The following is a 19,262-nucleotide window of genomic DNA, read 5'->3' as shown; positions in this document are numbered from 1 at the left end:
CTCAGCCCTTGGGCGGGCCTTCCTGCGGACCGACGACCGGCTCGAAGGCTGCGACGTTGCGATCGAAGAGGTCCTTCCACGCGTCGTCGGCGACGGTCTCGCCCGCCAGCGCCGCGAGGCACAGCTGCCAGCCGGCGGCGTTGCGCGCGGCGGTGCCGGGAGGGAGCTCGTTGGTCAGGACCAGGCGGGTGCGCTCGACGCCGTCCTCCCCGACCGGCTCGGGAAACAGCTCGAAGCGCAGCGTGTCCTCGCCCCAGGTGAACACCAGCAGGCGGGGCGGGTCCACCTCCAACACGGTCCCCGTGAGGTCCGAGAGGCTCTCCGTGTGGGGCTCCTCCTCCATGTCGAAGACGAACGTGATCGTCTCGCCCGGCTCCCACGCCGCCACGACGACGTCGCTGGGGAACCACGCGCGCAGCTCCTCGCGGTCGGTGATCGCACGCCAGACGGCCGCGGGCGGGCGGTCGAGGAGGCGTTCGAGGCGGACGGCGGGGCGTTCGCCGGCGGTGAGCAGGGTGGGGTCGCTGTCAGTCACGGCTGGGTCCTTCACGCTCGTGTTCGTCCTGTGCCAGATGCTGTTCGAGCCGGTCCAGGCTCTGGCCCCACAGGCGGCGGTACGGCGCGAGCCAGGCGTCGAGCTCGGCCAGCGGCTCGGCACGCACGCGGTACAGCCGCCGCTGGGCGTGGGCCGTGACGTCCACGAGCCCCGCGGCCCGCAGCACCCGCAGGTGCTTGGAGACGGCGGGCTGCGACAGGCCGATGCGCGTGGCGAGCTCGCCGACGGGGCGCTCGCCCTCCCGCAGCAGGTCGAGGATGCGACGCCGGTTGGGCTCGGCTATCGCCTCGATCACCTCGCCGGCGCGCGATCCGTCGTCGGGCCGTGCGTCGTCGTCGTCCTTCGCGGCTCTCACGCAGCGAGTATGCCTCGCTGGTTATATTCCCGCAAGGTTATCCACGGGTGTGTCCGGCGCCTCATGGCCTGACCGGGCCGAGCCTGACCGGGCCGGGCCGGCGCCGGCCCGGCCCGGTCAGGCCTCCGTCGCGAACTCCGCCAGCACGCCCGTGCCGCCGAGACCGCAGTACCCGGACGGGTTCCGCGCGAGGTACTGCTGGTGCTGGGCCCTGGCCGGGTAGAACGGGTGCCGCTCGGCGGGCAGGATCTCCGTCGTGATCCGCCCGTACCCGGCGGCGGTCAGCGAGCGCTGGTAGTCCGCGAGGGTCTCCTCGGCGGCGGCGCGCTGCTCGGGGGAGTGGGTGAAGACGACGGAGCGGACGTGCGTGCCCACGTCGTTGCCCTGCCTGAACCCCTGGGTCGGGTCGTGCGACTCCCAGAAGAGCCGCAGCAGCCGCCGGTAGGACACCGCGGCCGGGTCGAAGACCACCCGCACGGTCTCGGCGTGTCCGGTCATGCCGGAGCGGATCTCGTCGTCGGTGGGGTTCGGGGTGAACCCGCCCTGGAAGCCCGTCAGCGTGGTCCAGACGCCGGGCGTCTGCCAGAACCGCCGCTCGGCGCCCCAGAAGCAGCCGAGGGCGAAGTCCGCGATCTCGCAGGTCTCGGGATAGGGGCCCAACAGGGCCGTGCCGAGCTCGGCGTGACGCTCCGGCACCTCGTAGAGCGGGGTGGGGCGGCCGACCGGCGCCTCCTCGGCCGTCGGCAGCCGCAGCTCGTGGTCGCGCATGAACAGCATCGGTGGTCCCTGCCCTCCGTGGGGGTGCGTGCGGTCGTCCGGTGGCCGGGGCCCCGGTGGCCGGGTCGTCCGGTGGTCCGGCGGTCGGGCGGTCCGGGGACCGCGTGGTCCGACGGTCCGGGGACCGCGTGGCCCGGTAATCCGGTGGTCCGGTGGCCCGGTCAGGACCTCCAGTCTCCGTCAACCGCCCGCCACGCCAAAAGGCGGCACCTCGGTCAACCCCTCGAATCCCACAGTCCGCACCGTGTCCGGCGCGGCGGCGGCCGGCGTCACAAAAGGAGCGTCCCGCTCCGGAGCCCCCACAGCTCCGAAGCGGGACGTGAACCAGGTGATCGACCGGTCAGCCGGTCATCTCTCCACCCGTCGGTGCGTCAGTTCACCGGCGGGTAGGCGTTGGCCAGCAGCTCCTGGAACTGGGCGGAGAACCAGTGCCCGGAGAGCGGGGCGTCGGGGAGAGCACCCGACATGTTGTAGTTGTTGCGCGGGTTGCCCTCGTAGGCCGGGTCGCACATCTCGTCGGGCAGCTTGCCCTCGGGGTTCTCGATGTACTCGCTCGCCCCGTCGGACTCACCCGGCGGCTTGATCCACGCGTAGGCGTCGATGCCCGGCGCGGGGTCCGCCTGCGGGCGCTCGCCGAGACCGGCGCCGGCCTGGTTGCACCAGTTGCCGGCCTGGTAGCGGCCGTCGATGCGGCTGCCGTCGACGTAGGCGTCCAGGCTGGTCGTCGGGCCGGGGCCGGTGGGACGGTCGGGGCCGCCCCAGCCGTTGCGGCTGGTGTCGATCAGCATGCCGATGTCGGAGTTGAAGCCCTGCCGGATCAGCTCCTCGCGGAAGCCCTGGGCGAAGGACTGGTTGTCCACGTAGCGGTTCCAGTCCACCCAGCTCGACTGGCGCACGGAGGTGCCGTTCACCGTGTCGTTGATGGTGTAGTACGGCTCGACGGTCGGGCCGTAGTTGGCGGTGTTGACGATGAAGCCGTGGACGTTGTCCACCGAGCCACCGTTCATCGTGGCCGTCTCGTGGAACAGCTCGGCCGACGCGGTGAGGTTGTCGTCCCAGCCGATCCAGCCGTAGTGGCCGGCGTCGACGTAGTTGTAGACGTTCGGGATGGCGCCCAGCTCCTGGAGGGCGTAGCTGATGCCCTCCTGGTAGTTGCCGTTGGCGAGCATCTCGTCGCAGTTCTCGGTCGCCGTCTCGCGCGGGCTGACGTTGGTGACGAGGTTCGGCAGCGAGTCGATCTCGACGATCGTCACGATGCGCAGGTCGGCGTAGGCCGGGTCGCCGAGGATCTCGGCGATCGGGTCGATGAACTCGGTCTTGTAGATGTCGATGTCGTTCGGCCCGAGCTCGCCCTGCGAGGCGAGCGCCGCGCAGTCACGGCCGGGCAGGTTGTAGACGACGACCTGGAAGACGAAGTTCTCGTGCTCCTCGGCCTGGACCAGGGCGTTGTCGAGGTGCTCGCGCAGGCCCGTGCTGTTGCCGGCGGAGCCGCCGGTGATCGCCGAGCGGCGGTCCAGCCAGACGGCGGTCGGCTCGTTGGCGATGGCGTCGCCGCCGGGCTCGGCCGCGGCGTTCGCGCTCCAGTCGGGGTTCACGTAGACGCCCGCGTTCTCGTACGGGTTGTCCACGCGGTCCCCGGGCGGGTCGGTCGGGTCCGGCGGGTCCGTCGGGCCGCCGCCGCCATCCTCACCACAGACCACGCCGTTGACGGAGAAGGATGTGGGGGCCGTGTTCGTCCCGCTGTAGCTGAAATTCGCCCCGGCGGAGACGGAGGCGCCCGCCGCGACGGTCGCGTTCCAGCCAGCGTCCTCGACGGTCACCCTGGCGCCGGACTGCGACCAGACGGCGTTCCAGCCCTGCGCGAGGCGCTGGTTGCCGCTGTAGTCGTAGGTGAGGGTCCAGCCGTTCAACGGCGCGTCGCCCTCGTTCGTGATGGTGATGTTGGCGGTGAAGCCAGAGCCCCAGTCGTTGGTGGTGTAGTCGACGGAGCATGCCGCGGCAGCCGCGCTGGCCGTGCCGTACAACATTCCGCCCGTGCCCAGCGCCGTGGCGGCCATGGCACCGGCCGTCAGGAGCGCGAGGCGACCACGTGTGGCGGGTCTGCCTCTCAGTCCGCGTGTGCGGCTCATGGGTCTGTGCAGTCCTTTCGGGAGGTTGTCGAGTCCGTCGTCCCGCGCGCCGAGGCGGGCCGTGGCGACGGTCGTGGCGCCGCCCCGGGGAAGGGGTGGCGGGGCTGACGGTCTCTTGGAAGCGCTCCCACTGACTCAAAGGACCGTAACCCCGGCGACGCCTCTTGGCCAGAGTCGCGTTCAAGAAATGTGGAGACGGCGTGACTCAACCTCGCTGATGGGCCAAGTGTCTTACGGGATCTGCATGATCTGTGTGTCGGAGTCTTGACATGTACGCAAGTCGACAACATCCTGGGAGCGCTCCCACTGACTCCTTGCAAAACCCACTGACTTCACCAACGCACCACCCCTCCGTCACCCCGTCGCTCCCGCCAGGAGACCATCCTCAGCGCGGGCCAGCCACCGCCGCTTCCTGCTGGGCGGCGGTCCCGCCAGAGGATCGACGGGGACTCAGCGTGAGGTTCCGGCACGGGCCCACCCCGGAACCTCACGCTGACATCCGAGACACCCACGGAGGGCTCCGCCAGACCCCACGTGGTGCCTCACGTGGACACGACGACGACGCGTTCGAGCGTCGCGCGGCCGCCGCGCGGGACGGTCGCGCGGCGGCCGTGCGTGCCGTCGCTCGGCAGCGCTGACCAACGACCCGCCGGGTCGTTGGCCGCGCGCCGACCGTGGCGCTCGGCGGTGGCGCGCCGGCCGACGCCGCACTGCGGTGTCGCGTCGGGCGGTGCCGTGCCGCGTCGCCCACCGGCGCGTCGTCGGGGTTCCGCGACCGGCCCCACGGCCGGAATCCGTGAACGCGGGCCACGGTCATCGCGGCCGTCACGGCCATCGCGGTCGCCACATCACCACGGCGATCACGGCGATCACGGCCATCGCGACCGGCACGCCACCACGGCCACCACAGCCACCACGGCTCACCACAGCCACCACAGCGCCGCGACCAGCGCCGGCGCCATGACGGCCCCGGTGCCGAGCACGTCTGGGACGTGTGTCGGAAGTGGCCTGACGTGCTGCTGGTCCGCTACTCCTGGCACAGAGGGGCGAGCCAGCGGTCATCCTGGAATTCGGCGGGAACCTCGTCCTCCCACGGATCGATCCCGCGGCGGCTTAGCTCCTCAAACCACCGGTCCCGTTGCGACTCGGGGAGGCGTCGTCCGCACCAGGGACAGAAGTCGATCGTGATGCTCGACGTGCCGCCGTCATGGATGATCAGCCCGTACTCCTGGAACTTGGCACTGAAGCCAACCAGCGCGTCGGGGCAGGCGAAGGAGGTGTCGTGCTGGTCGCAGCGCACGTTCACGCGCTTGGCCATCGCCTCACAGCAGTGACTGGTCATGATCTCGGCTTCTCGTTGTTCGGCGCTGTGACCAGAAGTAGATCACGGTCTGTGATGATCACCGGGTAGGACGGCGAGACGTGACGGGCACGCAGTGGGCGGTGGGCGCTGTTGCCGATGGGGCCTCCCCGGCATCGACGTCCTCACCAGGGCCGGCCACCGGACCGAACTCAGGGCCGCCGACACCACCGAACTCCTCACCACCCCGGAGAACGCCGGCACGCCGGTGGTCAGGGCGCGCAACCATCCCTTCACGAACACGTACACCTGAAGGGGAACAACGCCGCGGCCCCTCGGAAGCCGCCGCTCCTCAGAGGAGGTCGGGCAGGGCGTCCGGCGAGGCGTAGTTCTTGTTGAGATTCAGGGGCGCTGCCGCAGGCTCGAACACGGTGAGGTTGGGTCGCAGCGTGATCACGAGGATGCCGGTGCCCTGGTACATGGGTCGGCTGCTGACCCGCCCCAACTGCGCGTCGACCCACAGCACCCTCCCCTGGAAGTTGACGGCGGCGATGGCGTGGTACGGGTCCTCCCCGTTGGGGTTGACGGGCCTGTCGCGGTCGGGCTCGAAGACCACGATGCTCGCGGCGCCGTGCCCCAGGGTGGTCAGCACGCGCGCGATGGCGTCCCATGCGCTGTTCACAGAGCCGTCCGAGGGCACCACCGAGTAGGCGAAGGGGTCACGGAACTGGCCGGCGTTCAGCCAGTCCGCCGTCGCCCTGTTCCCGCCCTGCTCGACGCCCTGGGCGATCCCGCGGGCGGCCGTGGGCCTGCCGGACCAGGAGGCGATGAAGCTGCGCACGGCCTCGATACAGTTCCGGCGGAAGGGCCCGTACCGGCCTTGGCTGAGATCGGTGCCCTCGTCCCGCCGGTGGTTGATCGCCTCGACCCACGCGGCGGGTGGCAGATCGTGGGGCGCGCTGGCGTTGGCCGCCTGCAGGGCCCCGGCCATCACCTGCCGAACGTGGTCGACCGGGTCGGGGAACTGCTCGTAATACTGCCGGAAGTTCGGACGGACGGTGGGGAAGGCAGACTCGACTCCGGCCTGGTCCGCCGCTGCCTGAGGCATCAGGCCGTCGCCGACGTCGTTGTTCAGGGTCTCCGACCGCACCCGGGGAGCCCGCTGCACCGGCAGGCCGTGGCCGCACCCGTCGGCGTGCGTGTGGTGGTGCGGCGCGTGCGGCGTGTGCTCTCCCGTGGCGCGTTGGACGGGCGGGTGCTCCCCGCCGAGAACGCGGCGGGCGGTCTCCTCCGCGTGACGCTCGAAGCGGTCCGACGGGTCCGAGATCCGCAGCCCGTCGCCGTTGTCGGTGCCCGCGACCGGGCCCTGGCGCTGCTGGATGACGTGCGTCAGCTCGTGGGCGAGCGTGTGCCGGTCCTCGCCGCCGCTGCCGATGACGATGTGGCTACCCGAGGTGTACGCCCGCGCGCCGATCTCCCGGGCCGAGTGCTCCGCCGAACCGCCGGTGTGCAGCCGCACGTCGGAGAAGTCGGCGCCGCCGAACCGCGCCTCCATCTCCTGCCGCACCGGCTCTGCCAGCGGCCGCCCGGGCGTGCGCAGCACGGCGTCGACGGCCGACCGCTGCACCGCCGGCTCCGACCCGCCGGGCTCCGACCCGCCGCGCTCCCGCTCCGCCAGCGCGCGGGCGACCACCTGGTTGCCGACCAGCCGTTGCAGCGCCAGCAGGTGCGCCGGGGTCGCGGCGTCCGGCGCGGCGAGCCCCGGGCCCGACGACGCCGGCCCTCCCGGCCGCGCCACGACCGACCGCGCCCCGCGCCGGTCGGTCGGCCCGCCGTGCTGATCCTCACGTGCTCGTGCGTGCATGGGGCGCATCCTTCCAAACCCACACGCCCACACGACAGAGCCCCGAGGGCAGCCACGGCGCACTCCGTGGGTACGGGCCCTGCCCTCTCCCGGGGTCCGGGCGGCCACGTCCGGGGTGGAGCCTGGGCGGCCGCCCGTCAGAGCGCGTCTCCGGCCTGCTCGACGACCACCTGGCGTCGCTCCCCATCGACTGGTAGCGCGCCCCCCGCGACCCGACAGCCGACAGCCCGTGCGGCGCGCGTGCCGCCTGCGCGCGGGGGGCGTGGGCGCTCGCGCGGTGGCGAACAGCGGAACTGCACCAGCGGCCGTGACTCCTTTGCTCCCGTACACGCCTGTCACCCTGGCCAACGGCTCGTCACCTGAGGTGGGACGCAAGCCCAAGGGTGTGCGAGCCGTAGCCTCGGCTGGCGGGCGAAGGGGGCGGACACGTGGTGCGGGAGGGTCGCGAGCAGGGGACGCGGGCGCGGCGACAGCACCCGGGCGTGCGTGCGGCGGCGGGGCTCGGGGTACTGGGCCTCGCCGCCGCGTACTTCGCCGCCTACGTCCCGTACAGCGCGCTCGTGAAGGCGCTCTCCAGCGGCGAGGTGCTGGGCGTCGGCGAGCCCGTGGGCGGGCTGGTGATGCTGCCGGCGGCGGCCCTCGGGCAGCTCGCGGCGATGCCGCTGGTGCTGTCGGCGGTCGGCTGGTGGGGCTACGCGCACCGCCGCACCATCAGGGGCCGCCGGGTGGTGCTGCCGACGGCGACGATGCTGTGGGCGGGCTTCTGGATGGCGTTGATCATCTCGACCACCACCCTCAACTACTCCTTCACCGGCGTGTCGATCCTGCCCATGCTGCTGCTGATGCGCGGCGGGGTGCTCGTCCTCTGCCCCGTGGTCGACCTCGTCCGGCGGCGGGCGGTCCAGCCCGCGTCGTGGGTGGCGCTGGTGCTGAGCCTGACGGCCGTGACCGTCGCCCTCGGCGACGTCGACGGCTACGCGCTGGGCCTGGGCGGGGCGCTGAGCGTCGGGGCGTACCTGGTCGGCTACGTCGGCCGTTTCACGATCATGAGCGGGGTCGCGAAGACCGGCGACCCCGAGGTCGACCGGCGGTACTTCGTCGACGAGCACGTCGCGGCGCCCGTCTTCGTGCTGCTGCTCTGCGCGGTCCCGGCCGTCGCCGGGGTCGGCGCGTGGGGCGCGGAGCTGCGGGAGGGGTTCACCGGATTCCTCCTCACGCCGCCCGCCGTGGTCCCGGCGTTCGCCGTCGGGATCTGCTACGAGGCGCTGTTCGTGTTCGGCACGTGGATCTACCTCGACCGCCGCGAGTACACCTGGGCGGTGCCGGTCAACCGCTGCTCCAGCCTCCTCGCCGGCCTGGTCTCGGCGTTCGCGCTCACCGCGCTGACCGACGTACCGCTGCCGGGCGACGCGCAGCTCGTGGCGTACGTCTTCGTCCTCGCCGCCGTCGCCGTCCTGGCCTGGCCTGGCCTGGCCCGCCCTGGCCGCCCGCCGCGGTCATCTGTGACCCACGCCCGTGACCCACGCCCGTGGACCACGCCACACCCCGCACCGTCAGGAATCGCGCCGCCGCCCCGCTCAACCCACGAGAGCCACGCGAACGACAGGAGCACCCCACCATGAAGCACCACATCGTCGTCCTCGGCGCCGGCTACTCCGGGGCCTACTCGGAACGCCGACCGGCCCGCGACGGCCAGCAGAGGACGGCGACGGCGGCCAGGACGAAGACGTACGCCACCAGCTGCACGTCACCGGGCCGCGGGACACCCGTCAGAGCGGTCAACGCGAAGGCGGCGACCAGGCCGGCGAGGAGGCTCGCGCAGCGGTTGGCGGGCACGGCCCAGGTGTACTCGCGGCGGTCGAGGTAGATCCACGTGCCGAAGACGAACAGCGCCTCGTAGCAGATCCCGACCGCGAACGCCGGAACCGCGGCCGGCGTGAGGAGGAATCCGGTGAAGCCCTCCCGTAACTCCCCGCCCCAGGCGCCCGCCCCCACGATCGCGGGGAGCGCGCAGAGCAGAAGCAGGAAGACCGGCGCCGCGACGTGCTCGTCGACGAAGTACCGCCGGTCGACCTCGGGGTCGCCGGTCTTCGCGACCCCGCTCATGATCGTGAAACGGCCGACGTAGCCGACCAGGTACGCCCCGACGCTCAGCGCCCCGCCCAGGCCCAGCGGGTAGCCGTCGACGTCGCCGAGGGCCACGGTCACGGCGGTCAGGCTCAGTACGAGCGCCACCCAGGAAGAGGCGCGGACCGACCGCCGCCGGAGGATGTCCACGAAGGGGGAGAGGACGAGCACGCCGCCGCGCATCAGGAGCAGCATCAGGAGGATCGAGGCGCCGACGAAGGTGTAGTTGAGGGTGGTGGCGCCGATGATCAGCGCCATCCAGAAGCCCGCCCACAGCATCGTCGCCCGGGGCATCACCACCGACCGGCCGCGCACCGTGCGGCGGTGCGCGTAGCGCCACCAGCCGACGACCGCCAGAACCACCGGCATCGCCGCGAGCTGCCCCAACGCCGCGGCCGGCAGCAGGACCAGGCCGCCCACGGGTTCGTCGACGCCCGGGACCTCGCCGCTGGAGAGCGCCTTGACCAGCGCGCTGTAGGGGACGTAGGTGACGAAGTACGCGACGGCCAGCGCCGGTACGCCGAGACCGGCCGCGCCCCCGGCCCACCTCCGGAGCGCCTGCTCCCGCAGCGCCGGCCGCCGCAGCGGCCGCCTCCGTGGCGCCCACCCCGGGCGTGCGCCACCCCGCCCTCCCTCCGCCGCCGTCGTCTCCGCCTGCCTCGTCGGATCCACGGGTCGTCACCCCCTCCACGGCTCCAGCCCCAGCCCTGGCTCCGGCCCAGCTCAGCGTGACGAACCGTGGCCCACGGTCGGTAGGCGCGAACGCGGTCCCCGGAAGCACGGGCGCCCGCCCACCTCGCCGTGGCCGCGCCCGCACGCCGCGCGCCGCGAGCGCACACGCGGTCCGCGCGTCGTACGGACAGCCGCCCCCGGCACGGCCGGCGCGGCGGGACCGGACCGTGCGCGGGCCGCGCGCGGGCTCGCACGGTTGACCTGCCCGAACGCGAACGCAGCGCTCCACCCACTGCGCCGGAGGATCAGCTGTCGGCCAGGGTGTGGACCAACGTGTGGACCAGGGTGAACCAGACCCGCTTCCCGACGGGCGTCGCCGAGCGGGCGTCGTGGAGGACGGTCACACCCCAGCCGTCGGCGAGCCGGTCGACGAGCATCAGCCCACGTCCGTAGTCCGCCTCCGCGCCGGGAGGCACGTCCGGTGGCCGGATCGCGGTGGAGCCGCCGGGCGAGGAGTCGACGACGGCGACGGTGACGCGGCCGTGCTCGAACGTCGTCTCGACGGCGAGGGAACGGGCGGAGGTGTGCTGGAGGACGTTGCTGGCCAGCTCGGTGACCAGCAGCCGTGCGGTGTCCACGAGTTCGGGAAGACCCTCGCGCAGGAGGAGGTAGCCGACGTGGTCGCGCGCGAGGCGCGGGGTGTCGGACGCGTTCGGGGCGACGAGCCGGAAGCGACGTACGGGGGACGACGTGGACGGGGACGACGCCGCCATGGACGCGGTGGTGCTCAACGGCCTACCTCCGTGGTGTGGTTGCCGGATCACGGAAGGCAACCGTAGGGCACGGCGCATCACACGTGCATCGGCACATCGTCAAGTTTGCGCCGTGTCGAGAGCCTGTGGAAAGGTCGGCGAAGCTGTCTGGGACGCGATGGGAGGACACGGATGCCAGCGAGGACGACGCCCACCGCCAGGCAACGCAGGTTGGGCGCTGAGCTGCGCAGAATGCGCGACGCGGCGGGGCTCGGCGGCGGTGAGGCAGCCGAGCGCCTGGGGATCGACCGCACCCGGATCAGCAACATGGAAGCCGGGCGGACCGGCGTCAGCGCCGAGACCGTGAGATCACTCGCGAGTGTGTATGACTGCGCGGACCGCGCCTACGTGGACGCGCTTGCCGCCATGGCCGAGGAACGGGGCAAGGGATGGTGGGAGGAGTATCGCGGGAAGCTCGGCGTCGGAGCGCTCGACCTGGCCGAGTTGGAGGCACATGCCACGGCGGTGCGGAGCCTCCAGGTCACGTACCTTCCGGGTCTGCTGCAGACCGAATCGTTCGCGAAGGCCGTCCTCTCCACCGATGTCCCTGAGCCGATGCCCTCGGCGTTGCGATGTTTCCTCTCCTTCCGGATGAAGCGTCGTGACGTACTCGATCGGGATGATCCTCCGTCGTGCGTCTTCCTCATCCACGAGGCCGCCCTGCGTCTCGTCTTCGGTGGAACGACGGTCATGCGTGAACAGTTGCGGCATATCCTCGACGCGTCGGAACGGGAGAACGTGACGGTGCGCGTCATTCCGTTCTCTGCCGGTGGGTTTCCGCACGCCGGTTCGGTGGTCAACTACTTCTACGGTGCCGTACCGGCGCTGGATACGGTGCAGTTCGACACTCCGATGAACACCCTGTTCCTCGACGCCCCAGCGGTTCTGAACAAGAACCGCTGTATTCTCGATCGCGTTGAGATGCTCTCGTTGAACGAGGAGAAGACGCGTGACTTCGTTCGCGACATCCTGCGGCAGCTCTGAGGATAATGACATGTCCGACATACGCTGGCAGAAATCTTCCTATTCCGCGAGTAACGGAGAAAGTTCCTGTGTCGAACTGGGACTGGTGGCGGGCAGGGTTCACGTACGCGAGAGCGATGACGAGCGCGTCGTGGTCGTCGCTGATCCCGCGAGGGTGCGTGCGTTGCTCGCGGCCGTGAAGCGGGGGGCGTTCGACGGGGTGGCCGCGCGGCCGTGAGGGGGCGCCTGGCCGGAGCGGCGGGTGCCGGTCCGGCCAGGGGGGCGTCAGTCTCAGGTGAGGAAGATCAGGTACAGGTCCCAGCCGTCGGCGTAGGGGACGCACTCGTAGTAGTCGGCGCCGCCCGGGTGTGTGGGGAACAGCCACGGCTGCGCGGCGGCGTGGCACTCGTCGAGGGTGGGGTAGTGGTCGTGGTACTGCCAGTAGTCCATCGCGTGGACGTCGTCCGCCGTGCTGGCGACGGCGGCTGTGGCCGTCGTCGTGCCGGCGGTGAGGGCGAGTCCCGCGGCGACGGCGGCCGCGGCCACGAAGGTGCGCAGGCGTGCTTTCACATGAACCTCCCGGTGAGGGGCGTCGTTCCGGACGCTCGGTTGTGGGGTGCGCGGGAAGGAAAGGGCTTGCGGGTGGGGCGGGTTGGGTCGGCGGGTCAGGTGGCGAAGATCAGGTACAGGTCCCAGCCGCCGTCCTTGGGCTGGCAGGCGTAGCCGTCCGCCCGCTCCGGGACGTACGACTCGCCCACGGCGACACACTCCTGCTCCGTGGGGTAGTGGCCCCAGAGGTGCCAGTAGTCCATGACACCGACGTCGCTGGCCACAGCCGGTGCCGAGGCGGCCGTGGCGGCCGTGGCGGCCGTCGCGACCGAGGCGCCGGCGGTGAGGGCGAGGCCGACCGCGAGTGCGGCCCCGACTCCTGACGCACGCATGCGAGACGTCACTCGTAGCCTCCTGAAGGCGTGTGAGTTCTGACGGACATTGAAGGGGAGACCTCGCGACTCAGCAAGGGCTTGCTATGTCCTGTGTTGCTCGGCCGACCGCGTGGAAGGTCCGGAGGCTGTCGTTCCGCCGATCGTGACGGTGATGTTGCGGAGAGCTATGGCCCGACATGTCGTCACCTGGCTAGGCTTCGGTAGCAGCACGACCTTCTCTGGACAACACACAGCCACCGACCAGGAGTTGACCGTGTCCCACCGCCGCCCCATCGCCGCCGGCCTCCTCAGCGCCGCGCTACTGCTGACAGGCGCCACCGCGTGCTCCAGCGACGACTCCGACAGTGGCGACGACGCGATCGACGGGGCGCAGAGCCCCGGCGAAGAGACCCCGAACGAGAGCACGCAGGAGCCCACCGAGTCCGAGTCCCAACCGCCGGACGACGGCATCGACCGCCCGGAGCTGGTACTGCCGGCCAACCTCGAACTGATCATCGAGGAGGTCGAGACGGGAGACCCTGTCGTGGAGGCCATCCTGTACGACCACGAACAGCGCATCGCGGCAGACTACGCCGCGATGACAGCCCAAGACACGCAGCATGAGGCAATTTCCTTCTACTACGAAGGGGAGGCTCAAGCGCGGATTCTTGACGTGCTCGAAACGATCATTGATGACAACATCGTTTCGGCGGGAACGGTGCGCTACTTCAATCGCGAAGTCAATCTCCTAAACGAGACCGCAGCCATCGTCACGTTCTGTCGAGATTACAGTGAGACGTACGACGCCGATGCGGACACTGGCGAGATCATCAATGAGGCTGAGCCCTCAGCTCTCCCCACCTACTACACCGAGCGTGTGGAGATCAACGAGGACGGAGTCTGGGAAGCGGTTGAGTTTGGAACCGAGCAGGAGGATAGCGCGTGTCGGTGAGTGGCTGGAGGAGAATCACGGTGACCGTTTCCTTATTAGGCAGCTTAGCTCTCCTGACTGGTACTGCATATGCGGACGCCTTGGGCTCTGGTGAGGAGGGAGGGCAGCAGTCGGATGAATCTACGTCGCACGAATCCGACAACGACGGAATCAGTGCTGGAATCGAGCGCATCACCTACACGACGAGCGGCGGGTCGGAAGAATCGAACTCCCCGCTGACGAGCACGACGGAATGGACGCCGCCAGCCTGCTACTACGCACCGGTGTACACGCCGACTGAGATGGAGGCGTACCAGGAGGGCATCCTCAGTCGGTTCCACACCCCGCCGTGGCCGCCGGAGGATGTCCAGTCGATCCGTGAGTCCCACGAGGCCCGCTTCGGGGAGGATGGTGAGTTTCCCAACTACAACATCGACCAGGAGGGCGAGGGCCTCTTCTGGATGGTTGTGAGGAACGACGACTATCCACTGGCGGAACAACTCGTCTGCGACTACCGCATCTTCTGGGTCGAGTTCGGCGATCCGCCGCCGGACGACCCCAACGTCGTGGACACCGACACGCTCGCCGAGCTCGCCTGGGAGCACACCAGGGTCCCGGAGACCGAGGTCTCCGTCAGCCCGGAGGTGGATCAGGTCGTGGGGGTCCCGACCTGGGTCTGGCTGGACGAGGCGGCTTTCGAGCCGGTGACCGTTCGTGCCGAGCTCCCCGACTACGGCATCTGGGCGGAGACGACCGCCACGCCGGCCACGCTCACCCTCGACCCCGGCACCGAGGACGCCGATCTCCACCCTGGCGACGGGTCGTGCAGCATCAGCGCTGACGGCACCATCGGTGAGCCGTACAGCGAGGGCCGTGGCGACGAGACGCCGCCCTGCGGTCTCACCTACCTCCGTGCCACTCCCGACGCCGAGGAGTACGAACTCGAAGCCACCCTCACGTGGGAGATCACCTGGACCGACTACCAGGGGAACACCGGCTCTCTCCCTGACGGCGCCTTCTCCACTACCGTTGACCTCAACGTCGAGGAAATTCAGGCCATCGTCCAGTAACACCCACGAACAGCCACGACGTCCGGGTCGTCGGAACCCGGCCCGACGCGCGGGCCGGGTTCCACTGCCTCGAAAGCCCTCGCGACCCCCGCCCCCGGAGGGCGAGCCGGAGCGAGCCGGAGCTCAGGTGTGGGTCTTCTTGAAGCGGAAGTTGCGGGCCCTCACCACGGGCGCGCCAGCGCGCTCCAGTGCTGCGATGAGTTCGGTGTTGTCGATGACCAGGATCTCGGTCCAATGGCCGACCTTGGTCAGGACATCGATCCCGGGAAGGCCCCACATGCTCTTCGGTGGAAGCTCCTCGGCGAAGTGGACCTCTGTCAACGGAATGTCGGTCACTGTGCCGTTCTCTGTGGTCACGCGCAACGACTCGCTGCTGTAACTGACAAGACCCGCGTGCTCTCCCGTCGAGCAGGCCAGCGCACCGTCTGCCCCGATGGGAGCAGGAATCGCCCGCGCAGCGTCGAGAATGCGGTGCCTTGTCTTTCTGTCGCTCCTGCTCTGGCGCAGAAAGACGGGGCCCAGGAGCATCAGCCAGGCGACGGCGCCGCCAAGAGGGTAGGCCACGTTATAGGTCGAGGACGCCTGTGCGAACACGACTCCCAACAGGCTCCAGGCGCCGACGAAGGCGACGATGTTGACCGTGATCAGGGCCCATGGCTCCCCTCCGGTAGGGGACGGGATGCTGCGACAGAGTCTCGACGCCCCACCGACGCACGTGGGCGAGGGTGAGTTGCCGACGATGAGGCGGGGGAAGAGACTGGCGGGGTTTTTTCCGAAGTAACTTTTCCTGCTGCTTGTTCCTTCTGGTCCTGCTCATACTGAGACCGCTACACCACCTTGTCGGTCAGATCAGGTTCGGCTCAGGTGTACATGTTTCTGAAGGGGTGGTTGCGAGCCCTCACCACGGGTGCTCCGGCCATCTCCAAGGCGGCGATCAGTTCAGTGTTGTCAATGACTCGGATCTCGGTCCAGTGGCCCGCTGTGGTCAGGACATCGATTCCGGGGATACCCAGGATGCCCATGGGCGGAAGTTCCTCGACGAAATGGATCTCGGAGAACGGAATGTCGGTCACCGCACCGTCGTCGCTGACCAGGTGGAGAGAATCGCCGCCGTAGCTGACGAGGCCCGCCCCCTCGTCCGACGACCACGGAATTGCAGGCCCGCGACCGGAGGGAACGGGGGCGGCTCGCGCCGCCTCCTCCATGCGACGCTTCGTCCTTCCGAGGCGACGGGACTGGTACAGGAGGACCGGTCCTATGAACACTGTCCAACAGGCAACGCCGATGAGGGGGGACACCACGTAGGACAAGAGCGAGTCCGGATCCGACCTGATGCCTGCCTGGCCGAACACGACGACGGACAGACCCAACGAGACTGTCACCACGACCCACGGCTCCCACCTCCGGTAGGGCACGGGATGCTCGGGCAGCGCCTCGACGCCCCACTTCTGCACGTGGGCGTAGGTGAGTTGTCGGCGAATGCGTAACGGAAGGTCCTGGCGGGGCGTTCCCGCGCGAATCTTTTCCTGTGCCTTCTGCTTCGACTTCCCTCTGAGTCTGCTCATATTTCCCCTTGTCTTGGCCGTCACGAACGTCGACCATCCAGCAACAGGCGCCACGCGCCGGCGTTGTCCTGGTCAAACCGTATTCGGTGCCGGCCCATAGGAGAAGGCGGCGACCACGCCGCTTCTGAGGGGATCCGTCGGAGAGCCAGGAACCCGTCACCGCGCTGCAGGCGCGGCCTGGCAGATTATCCAGGTCTCAGGCGTACTTGTTCTTGAAGGGGAAGTTACGGGCACGCACAACGGGGGTGCCGGCCTGCTCCAAGGCGGTGAGGAGTCCGGTGTTGTCGGTGACCCGGAGCTCGGTCCAGTGACCCGCCTTCGTCAGAACGTCGATCCCGGGAATGCCCAGGATGCCCTTGGGCGGAAGTTCCTCGGTGAAGTGGATCTCAGAGAACGGGATGGTGGTCGTCCCACCGTTCTTCGAGATCAGGCGAAGCGAGTCCCCACCGTAGAGGACCCGGCCCGCGTCGTCGTCCGAACACCAGGGCAGCGAGCTGTTTCCGTCCTGGGGGGCAGGGATGGCCTCGGCCGCTTCCTCCAGGCGGCGCTTCGTCTTTCTGACGCGCCTGAGCTGGGTGAGAAGGATGGGTCCCATAACCACCGCCCAGAGGGCGACGCCACCGAGGGGATACAACACGTAGGCCCCTGGCGACTCCGTCGCGACCCTGATCCCTGCGACGCTCCATACGGCGACCGAGGCGATGAAGGTGAACGTGATCACGGCCCGTGGTTCCCACCTGCGGTAGGGCACAGGGTGTTTCGACAACGAATCCACGCCGCAGCGACGCACGTGGGCGGTGGTGAGCTGCCGGCGAACACGCGGCGGAAGTTCCTGGCGGGGTGTCCCCGGTCGTACCTTCTCCTGCTGCGTGCTCCCTCTGGACATGCTCACGCGTCCTCTGTCTCGGGGGTTACGAACGTCGATCGTCCAGCAATGAGCGCGACCAGCCTACCGACGTCCTGGTCCTGTTCCGGATCCATGCTCACGCCGACCACGGCCAGACCGTACTCGGCGCCCGGCGTATAGGACAAGGCAGCCGCGATGCCGTGCTGTTGTCGGTTGACGTCGTCGTCCTGTGGTGACGCCGAGGCCGTGCCCAGCTGAGGAGTCGCTTGTCGCCCGAACAGGCCGAGGCCGACACCCATATCCGTTGGAAAGGTTTCGACGTGCCGCGCGAACGAGAGATCGGAGTGGCCGATCAACTGACTGAGCAGGGAGGTTGAGTTCAGCTCGGGGCTGGCAGCCGGCAGCTTCATGGCGATTGCGAAGACATTCCAGAAGATCGGCGGCTCGGTGCCGTTGGCCGGCACGTTGACGATGCCGTGGGAGAGCATTCCCTTGGACCACATCTGTTCGCGCCACAGCATCAGGCCCTTGATGATCTCCTGTCGCTGATCGGCCGTCGCGCTGGGAAAGACACGGCCGATCAGAGTCTCGTAGCGCCGCCGGGCGGCGTCGACGTCCTCGCCGTCGCTCAGGAAGTCGAACCAGTCAGAGGGAACGTAGAGGCGGGCCGGTGGGCCACCTCCGAAGATGTGTTCCTGGCTCGTCTCACTCTCCTGGCCCTCCTTCTGGCTCGTGGCGTTCGCCGCGGTGTGGTCGGTGTTCCTGACGTCCATGGTTCTGCCACCAGCTCACTCGGACGCGACGGGGGAGTTGTCGAGGTGCCAGCCCTCGTGCGGTCGGAAGTCCATCGCCGCCTGGAAGTTACTCGTGAGGTCGTTCGCGAAGGTCCACGAGGTGTGCACGTTGGCGACGAGCACGAAGTTCATCACGTCGTCACCCTGGGACATGATGTTGGCGGCGTTGGGCATGACGCCGCCCAGGGCGCCCTGCGTGATCACCCCTGAACTCGTCATCGAACGGATGACGCGCGCGGCCCCCAGACCCATGGCCAGACCGGCTGCCGCCACGATGACGTCGGGGTTGGTGAGCGCCTGTGTCCAGCTTCCCGTCTCACCGACCGTCGCGAGGTAGGTGGCACCGAGGGATACGACACCCAGCCACAGCGCCACCGGAGCCAGGAACTGCAGCCCGGGAACCAGCGCGAACAGGCCGACGACGAAGCTGGCCAGGCCCGCGATCTCGCCGATCTTCGCCAGGATCGGCGCCAGTTGGGTGAGGACGTCGATCAGCCCCGAGCTGATCTCGTCGACCCAGTCGCCGATGCCCTGCATGAAGTCGCCGAAGCCGTCGATCGCGGAGGACAGCCAGCCCGGCTCGTTCGGTGCCAGGTCCATCGCGTTGCGCAGGCGTTCGGCGGTGTCCCGGCCCGCCTCGTTGTAGTCGTCCTGGAGGTTGCGAGCCCGTTGGCGGACGTCCTCCAGGGCGCCGTCGGCGAGGGAGAGCGTGCCCTCCAGTCGTTCCCTGCGTTCCTCGGGGGACTCGCCGCCTTCCGTCTCCTCGCGGTCCTCGTCGTCCGAGCCCTCGGACTCGGCCGGCAGTCCGTCCACGGCCGCCTGGGCGATCTGGACCTCTTCGAGGGCGGTGGCGGCCTCCTCCTCCAGGTTGTCGGCGCGTCGCTGGAAGTCCTCCATGTCGAGCACCCAGTCGGACATGGCGCGGTAGGCGTCGCTGAAGGACTGCCAGGCGTTCTCCACCTTGGGCTGGAAGTCCTCGCGGAGCATCTGACGGAAGGCGCGGGCGGTCTCGCCGCGCCACTCGCCGTCGTCGGCTCCGGTCAGGACCGCGTTGACCTCGGCCAGGACGTCGGCGGTGTCGCTGAACGTCTGCGCGACGGAGTCCATCGACTCCTGGCGGCCGGGGCAGGGGACGAACCCGAGAGCCGGGAACTCCTCCAACCGTGGCTGGCTTCGGAATGACATGGATGCCCCCCTCAGGAACCGGAGCCGGAGCCGGACCGGGCGTCCTGGAGCGCCTGCGCCAGGCTCAGGTCCAGGTCGTCGAAGGCCTGCTCGACGTTCTGTAACGTGTCGGCGGCGCCGCCCGCGTACTCGTTGATCTTGCCGATGCCGTAGTCCCACTCCTCGCCGAACTCGCCCAGCCGGTCGGACAGTTCGTCGACTCCGGCGTCCTCGGCCCCGACCTCCCGGATCTTCTCCATGGGGTCTTCGAGGATGTCCGTGATGTGCCGCAGGTTCTGCCGCACCCGCGCGAGCATCTCCCCGTCTATGTACAGATCGCTTCCACTCACCGTGGCCCACCCCCTGGATCGCGAACGTCCCCCAGATCACGGTCAGACACCAACTGTCACAGC

General features: G+C 69.5%; 23 protein-coding genes. 6 read left to right on the top strand and 17 right to left on the bottom strand.

Going from position 1 to position 19,262, the window contains the following annotated elements:
- Position 1 precedes the first annotated feature (1 nt).
- The 6 genes from ACTWP5_RS23625 to ACTWP5_RS23600 all read right to left on the bottom strand — a co-directional run bounded on the left by ACTWP5_RS23625 (position 2) and on the right by ACTWP5_RS23600 (position 5,159).
- Positions 2-535 carry an SRPBCC domain-containing protein gene (locus ACTWP5_RS23625; protein WP_443223091.1) on the bottom strand — a complete coding sequence of 178 codons (534 nt, stop codon included), beginning with the start codon at positions 533-535 and terminating at the stop codon, positions 2-4.
- Positions 528-851: an ArsR/SmtB family transcription factor gene (locus ACTWP5_RS23620; RefSeq protein WP_443223141.1), complete on the bottom strand. Its 324-nt coding sequence runs from the start codon at positions 849-851 to the stop codon at positions 528-530. Before ACTWP5_RS23620 ends, ACTWP5_RS23625 begins: the two co-directional genes overlap by 8 nt.
- Before the next feature lie 177 nt (positions 852-1,028).
- Positions 1,029-1,688, bottom strand: a complete 660-nt coding sequence (msrA, locus tag ACTWP5_RS23615; RefSeq protein ID WP_443223090.1) for a peptide-methionine (S)-S-oxide reductase MsrA — start codon at positions 1,686-1,688, stop codon at positions 1,029-1,031.
- A 371-nt stretch (positions 1,689-2,059) separates the two neighbouring features.
- Positions 2,060-3,817 carry a glycoside hydrolase family 6 protein gene (locus ACTWP5_RS23610; protein WP_443223089.1) on the bottom strand — a complete coding sequence of 586 codons (1,758 nt, stop codon included), beginning with the start codon at positions 3,815-3,817 and terminating at the stop codon, positions 2,060-2,062.
- A 542-nt stretch (positions 3,818-4,359) separates the two neighbouring features.
- Positions 4,360-4,602, bottom strand: a complete 243-nt coding sequence (locus ACTWP5_RS23605) for a hypothetical protein (protein ID WP_443223088.1) — start codon at positions 4,600-4,602, stop codon at positions 4,360-4,362.
- Between the two features lie 242 nt (positions 4,603-4,844).
- Positions 4,845-5,159, bottom strand: coding sequence for a DUF6980 family protein (locus ACTWP5_RS23600; RefSeq protein ID WP_443223087.1), 315 nt, complete (start codon positions 5,157-5,159; stop codon positions 4,845-4,847).
- 94 nt (positions 5,160-5,253) lie between these two features.
- Here ACTWP5_RS23600 and ACTWP5_RS23595 point away from each other — a divergent pair, with 94 nt between their 5' ends.
- Positions 5,254-5,430, top strand: coding sequence for a hypothetical protein (locus ACTWP5_RS23595; RefSeq protein ID WP_443223086.1), 177 nt, complete (start codon positions 5,254-5,256; stop codon positions 5,428-5,430).
- A 39-nt stretch (positions 5,431-5,469) separates the two neighbouring features.
- On the opposite strand, the gene ACTWP5_RS23590 is transcribed toward ACTWP5_RS23595, so the two are convergent.
- Entirely contained in the window at positions 5,470-6,981 is a 1,512-nt protein-coding gene (locus ACTWP5_RS23590; RefSeq protein WP_443223085.1) for an eCIS core domain-containing protein, read from the bottom strand.
- A gap of 428 nt (positions 6,982-7,409) precedes the next feature.
- Between ACTWP5_RS23590 and ACTWP5_RS23585 the strand changes: the two genes are divergently transcribed.
- Complete coding sequence (locus ACTWP5_RS23585; protein ID WP_443223084.1) at positions 7,410-8,603, top strand: hypothetical protein; 1,194 nt, start codon at positions 7,410-7,412, stop codon at positions 8,601-8,603.
- Positions 8,604-8,643: 40 nt separating this feature from the next.
- On the opposite strand, the gene ACTWP5_RS23580 is transcribed toward ACTWP5_RS23585, so the two are convergent.
- Both ACTWP5_RS23580 and ACTWP5_RS23575 read right to left on the bottom strand, forming a co-directional pair.
- Complete coding sequence (locus ACTWP5_RS23580) at positions 8,644-9,780, bottom strand: hypothetical protein (RefSeq protein ID WP_443223083.1); 1,137 nt, start codon at positions 9,778-9,780, stop codon at positions 8,644-8,646.
- A 305-nt stretch (positions 9,781-10,085) separates the two neighbouring features.
- Entirely contained in the window at positions 10,086-10,571 is a 486-nt protein-coding gene (locus ACTWP5_RS23575; RefSeq protein ID WP_443223082.1) for an ATP-binding protein, read from the bottom strand.
- Between the two features lie 153 nt (positions 10,572-10,724).
- Here ACTWP5_RS23575 and ACTWP5_RS23570 point away from each other — a divergent pair, with 153 nt between their 5' ends.
- Positions 10,725-11,576: a helix-turn-helix domain-containing protein gene (locus tag ACTWP5_RS23570; protein WP_443223081.1), complete on the top strand. Its 852-nt coding sequence runs from the start codon at positions 10,725-10,727 to the stop codon at positions 11,574-11,576.
- Between the two features lie 10 nt (positions 11,577-11,586).
- Complete coding sequence (locus ACTWP5_RS23565; RefSeq protein WP_443223080.1) at positions 11,587-11,793, top strand: DUF397 domain-containing protein; 207 nt, start codon at positions 11,587-11,589, stop codon at positions 11,791-11,793.
- Positions 11,794-11,846: 53 nt separating this feature from the next.
- Here ACTWP5_RS23565 and ACTWP5_RS23560 read toward each other — a convergent pair whose 3' ends face one another.
- Together ACTWP5_RS23560 and ACTWP5_RS23555 are read right to left on the bottom strand one after the other, a co-directional pair.
- The gene (locus ACTWP5_RS23560) at positions 11,847-12,125 is read right to left on the bottom strand and encodes a hypothetical protein (protein WP_443223079.1); all 279 of its coding nucleotides are present in this window, start codon (positions 12,123-12,125) and stop codon (positions 11,847-11,849) included.
- Between the two features lie 95 nt (positions 12,126-12,220).
- Positions 12,221-12,496, bottom strand: coding sequence for a hypothetical protein (locus ACTWP5_RS23555; protein ID WP_443223078.1), 276 nt, complete (start codon positions 12,494-12,496; stop codon positions 12,221-12,223).
- A 256-nt stretch (positions 12,497-12,752) separates the two neighbouring features.
- Here ACTWP5_RS23555 and ACTWP5_RS23550 point away from each other — a divergent pair, with 256 nt between their 5' ends.
- Both ACTWP5_RS23550 and ACTWP5_RS23545 read left to right on the top strand, forming a co-directional pair.
- The gene (locus tag ACTWP5_RS23550; protein ID WP_443223077.1) at positions 12,753-13,430 is read left to right on the top strand and encodes a hypothetical protein; all 678 of its coding nucleotides are present in this window, start codon (positions 12,753-12,755) and stop codon (positions 13,428-13,430) included.
- Positions 13,431-13,450: 20 nt separating this feature from the next.
- A complete protein-coding gene (locus ACTWP5_RS23545; protein WP_443223076.1) occupies positions 13,451-14,479 on the top strand; it encodes a hypothetical protein in 1,029 nt (342 codons plus the stop codon).
- A gap of 123 nt (positions 14,480-14,602) precedes the next feature.
- On the opposite strand, the gene ACTWP5_RS23540 is transcribed toward ACTWP5_RS23545, so the two are convergent.
- From ACTWP5_RS23540 to ACTWP5_RS23515, 6 genes are all read right to left on the bottom strand, one after another.
- A complete protein-coding gene (locus tag ACTWP5_RS23540) occupies positions 14,603-15,073 on the bottom strand; it encodes a hypothetical protein (RefSeq protein WP_443223075.1) in 471 nt (156 codons plus the stop codon).
- A 266-nt stretch (positions 15,074-15,339) separates the two neighbouring features.
- Positions 15,340-16,044, bottom strand: coding sequence for a hypothetical protein (locus tag ACTWP5_RS23535; RefSeq protein ID WP_443223074.1), 705 nt, complete (start codon positions 16,042-16,044; stop codon positions 15,340-15,342).
- 196 nt (positions 16,045-16,240) lie between these two features.
- Complete coding sequence (locus ACTWP5_RS23530) at positions 16,241-16,765, bottom strand: hypothetical protein (RefSeq protein ID WP_443223073.1); 525 nt, start codon at positions 16,763-16,765, stop codon at positions 16,241-16,243.
- Between the two features lie 167 nt (positions 16,766-16,932).
- Positions 16,933-17,664 carry a hypothetical protein gene (locus ACTWP5_RS23525; protein ID WP_443223072.1) on the bottom strand — a complete coding sequence of 244 codons (732 nt, stop codon included), beginning with the start codon at positions 17,662-17,664 and terminating at the stop codon, positions 16,933-16,935.
- A gap of 15 nt (positions 17,665-17,679) precedes the next feature.
- A complete protein-coding gene (locus tag ACTWP5_RS23520; protein ID WP_443223071.1) occupies positions 17,680-18,870 on the bottom strand; it encodes a putative T7SS-secreted protein in 1,191 nt (396 codons plus the stop codon).
- 11 nt (positions 18,871-18,881) lie between these two features.
- The gene (locus ACTWP5_RS23515; protein ID WP_443223070.1) at positions 18,882-19,199 is read right to left on the bottom strand and encodes a hypothetical protein; all 318 of its coding nucleotides are present in this window, start codon (positions 19,197-19,199) and stop codon (positions 18,882-18,884) included.
- Between the last annotated feature and the right edge of the window lie 63 nt (positions 19,200-19,262).

The sequence above is a fragment of the Streptomyces sp. 4N509B genome, from assembly GCF_052245655.1.
Lineage (GTDB): Bacteria > Actinomycetota > Actinomycetes > Streptomycetales > Streptomycetaceae > Streptomyces.
This window is presented reverse-complemented; position numbering and strand designations above follow the sequence as displayed.

Coding starts and splice junctions, on each gene's coding strand:
- ACTWP5_RS23610 (WP_443223089.1), bottom strand. CDS start 3,817: ATGAGCCGCACACGCGGACTGAGAGGCAGACCCGCCACACGTGGTCGC.
- ACTWP5_RS23525 (WP_443223072.1), bottom strand. CDS start 17,664: ATGGACGTCAGGAACACCGACCACACCGCGGCGAACGCCACGAGCCAG.
- ACTWP5_RS23555 (WP_443223078.1), bottom strand. CDS start 12,496: ATGCGTGCGTCAGGAGTCGGGGCCGCACTCGCGGTCGGCCTCGCCCTC.
- ACTWP5_RS23600 (WP_443223087.1), bottom strand. CDS start 5,159: ATGACCAGTCACTGCTGTGAGGCGATGGCCAAGCGCGTGAACGTGCGC.
- ACTWP5_RS23570 (WP_443223081.1), top strand. CDS start 10,725: ATGCCAGCGAGGACGACGCCCACCGCCAGGCAACGCAGGTTGGGCGCT.
- ACTWP5_RS23520 (WP_443223071.1), bottom strand. CDS start 18,870: ATGTCATTCCGAAGCCAGCCACGGTTGGAGGAGTTCCCGGCTCTCGGG.
- msrA (WP_443223090.1), bottom strand. CDS start 1,688: ATGCTGTTCATGCGCGACCACGAGCTGCGGCTGCCGACGGCCGAGGAG.
- ACTWP5_RS23535 (WP_443223074.1), bottom strand. CDS start 16,044: ATGAGCAGACTCAGAGGGAAGTCGAAGCAGAAGGCACAGGAAAAGATT.
- ACTWP5_RS23590 (WP_443223085.1), bottom strand. CDS start 6,981: ATGCACGCACGAGCACGTGAGGATCAGCACGGCGGGCCGACCGACCGG.
- ACTWP5_RS23565 (WP_443223080.1), top strand. CDS start 11,587: ATGTCCGACATACGCTGGCAGAAATCTTCCTATTCCGCGAGTAACGGA.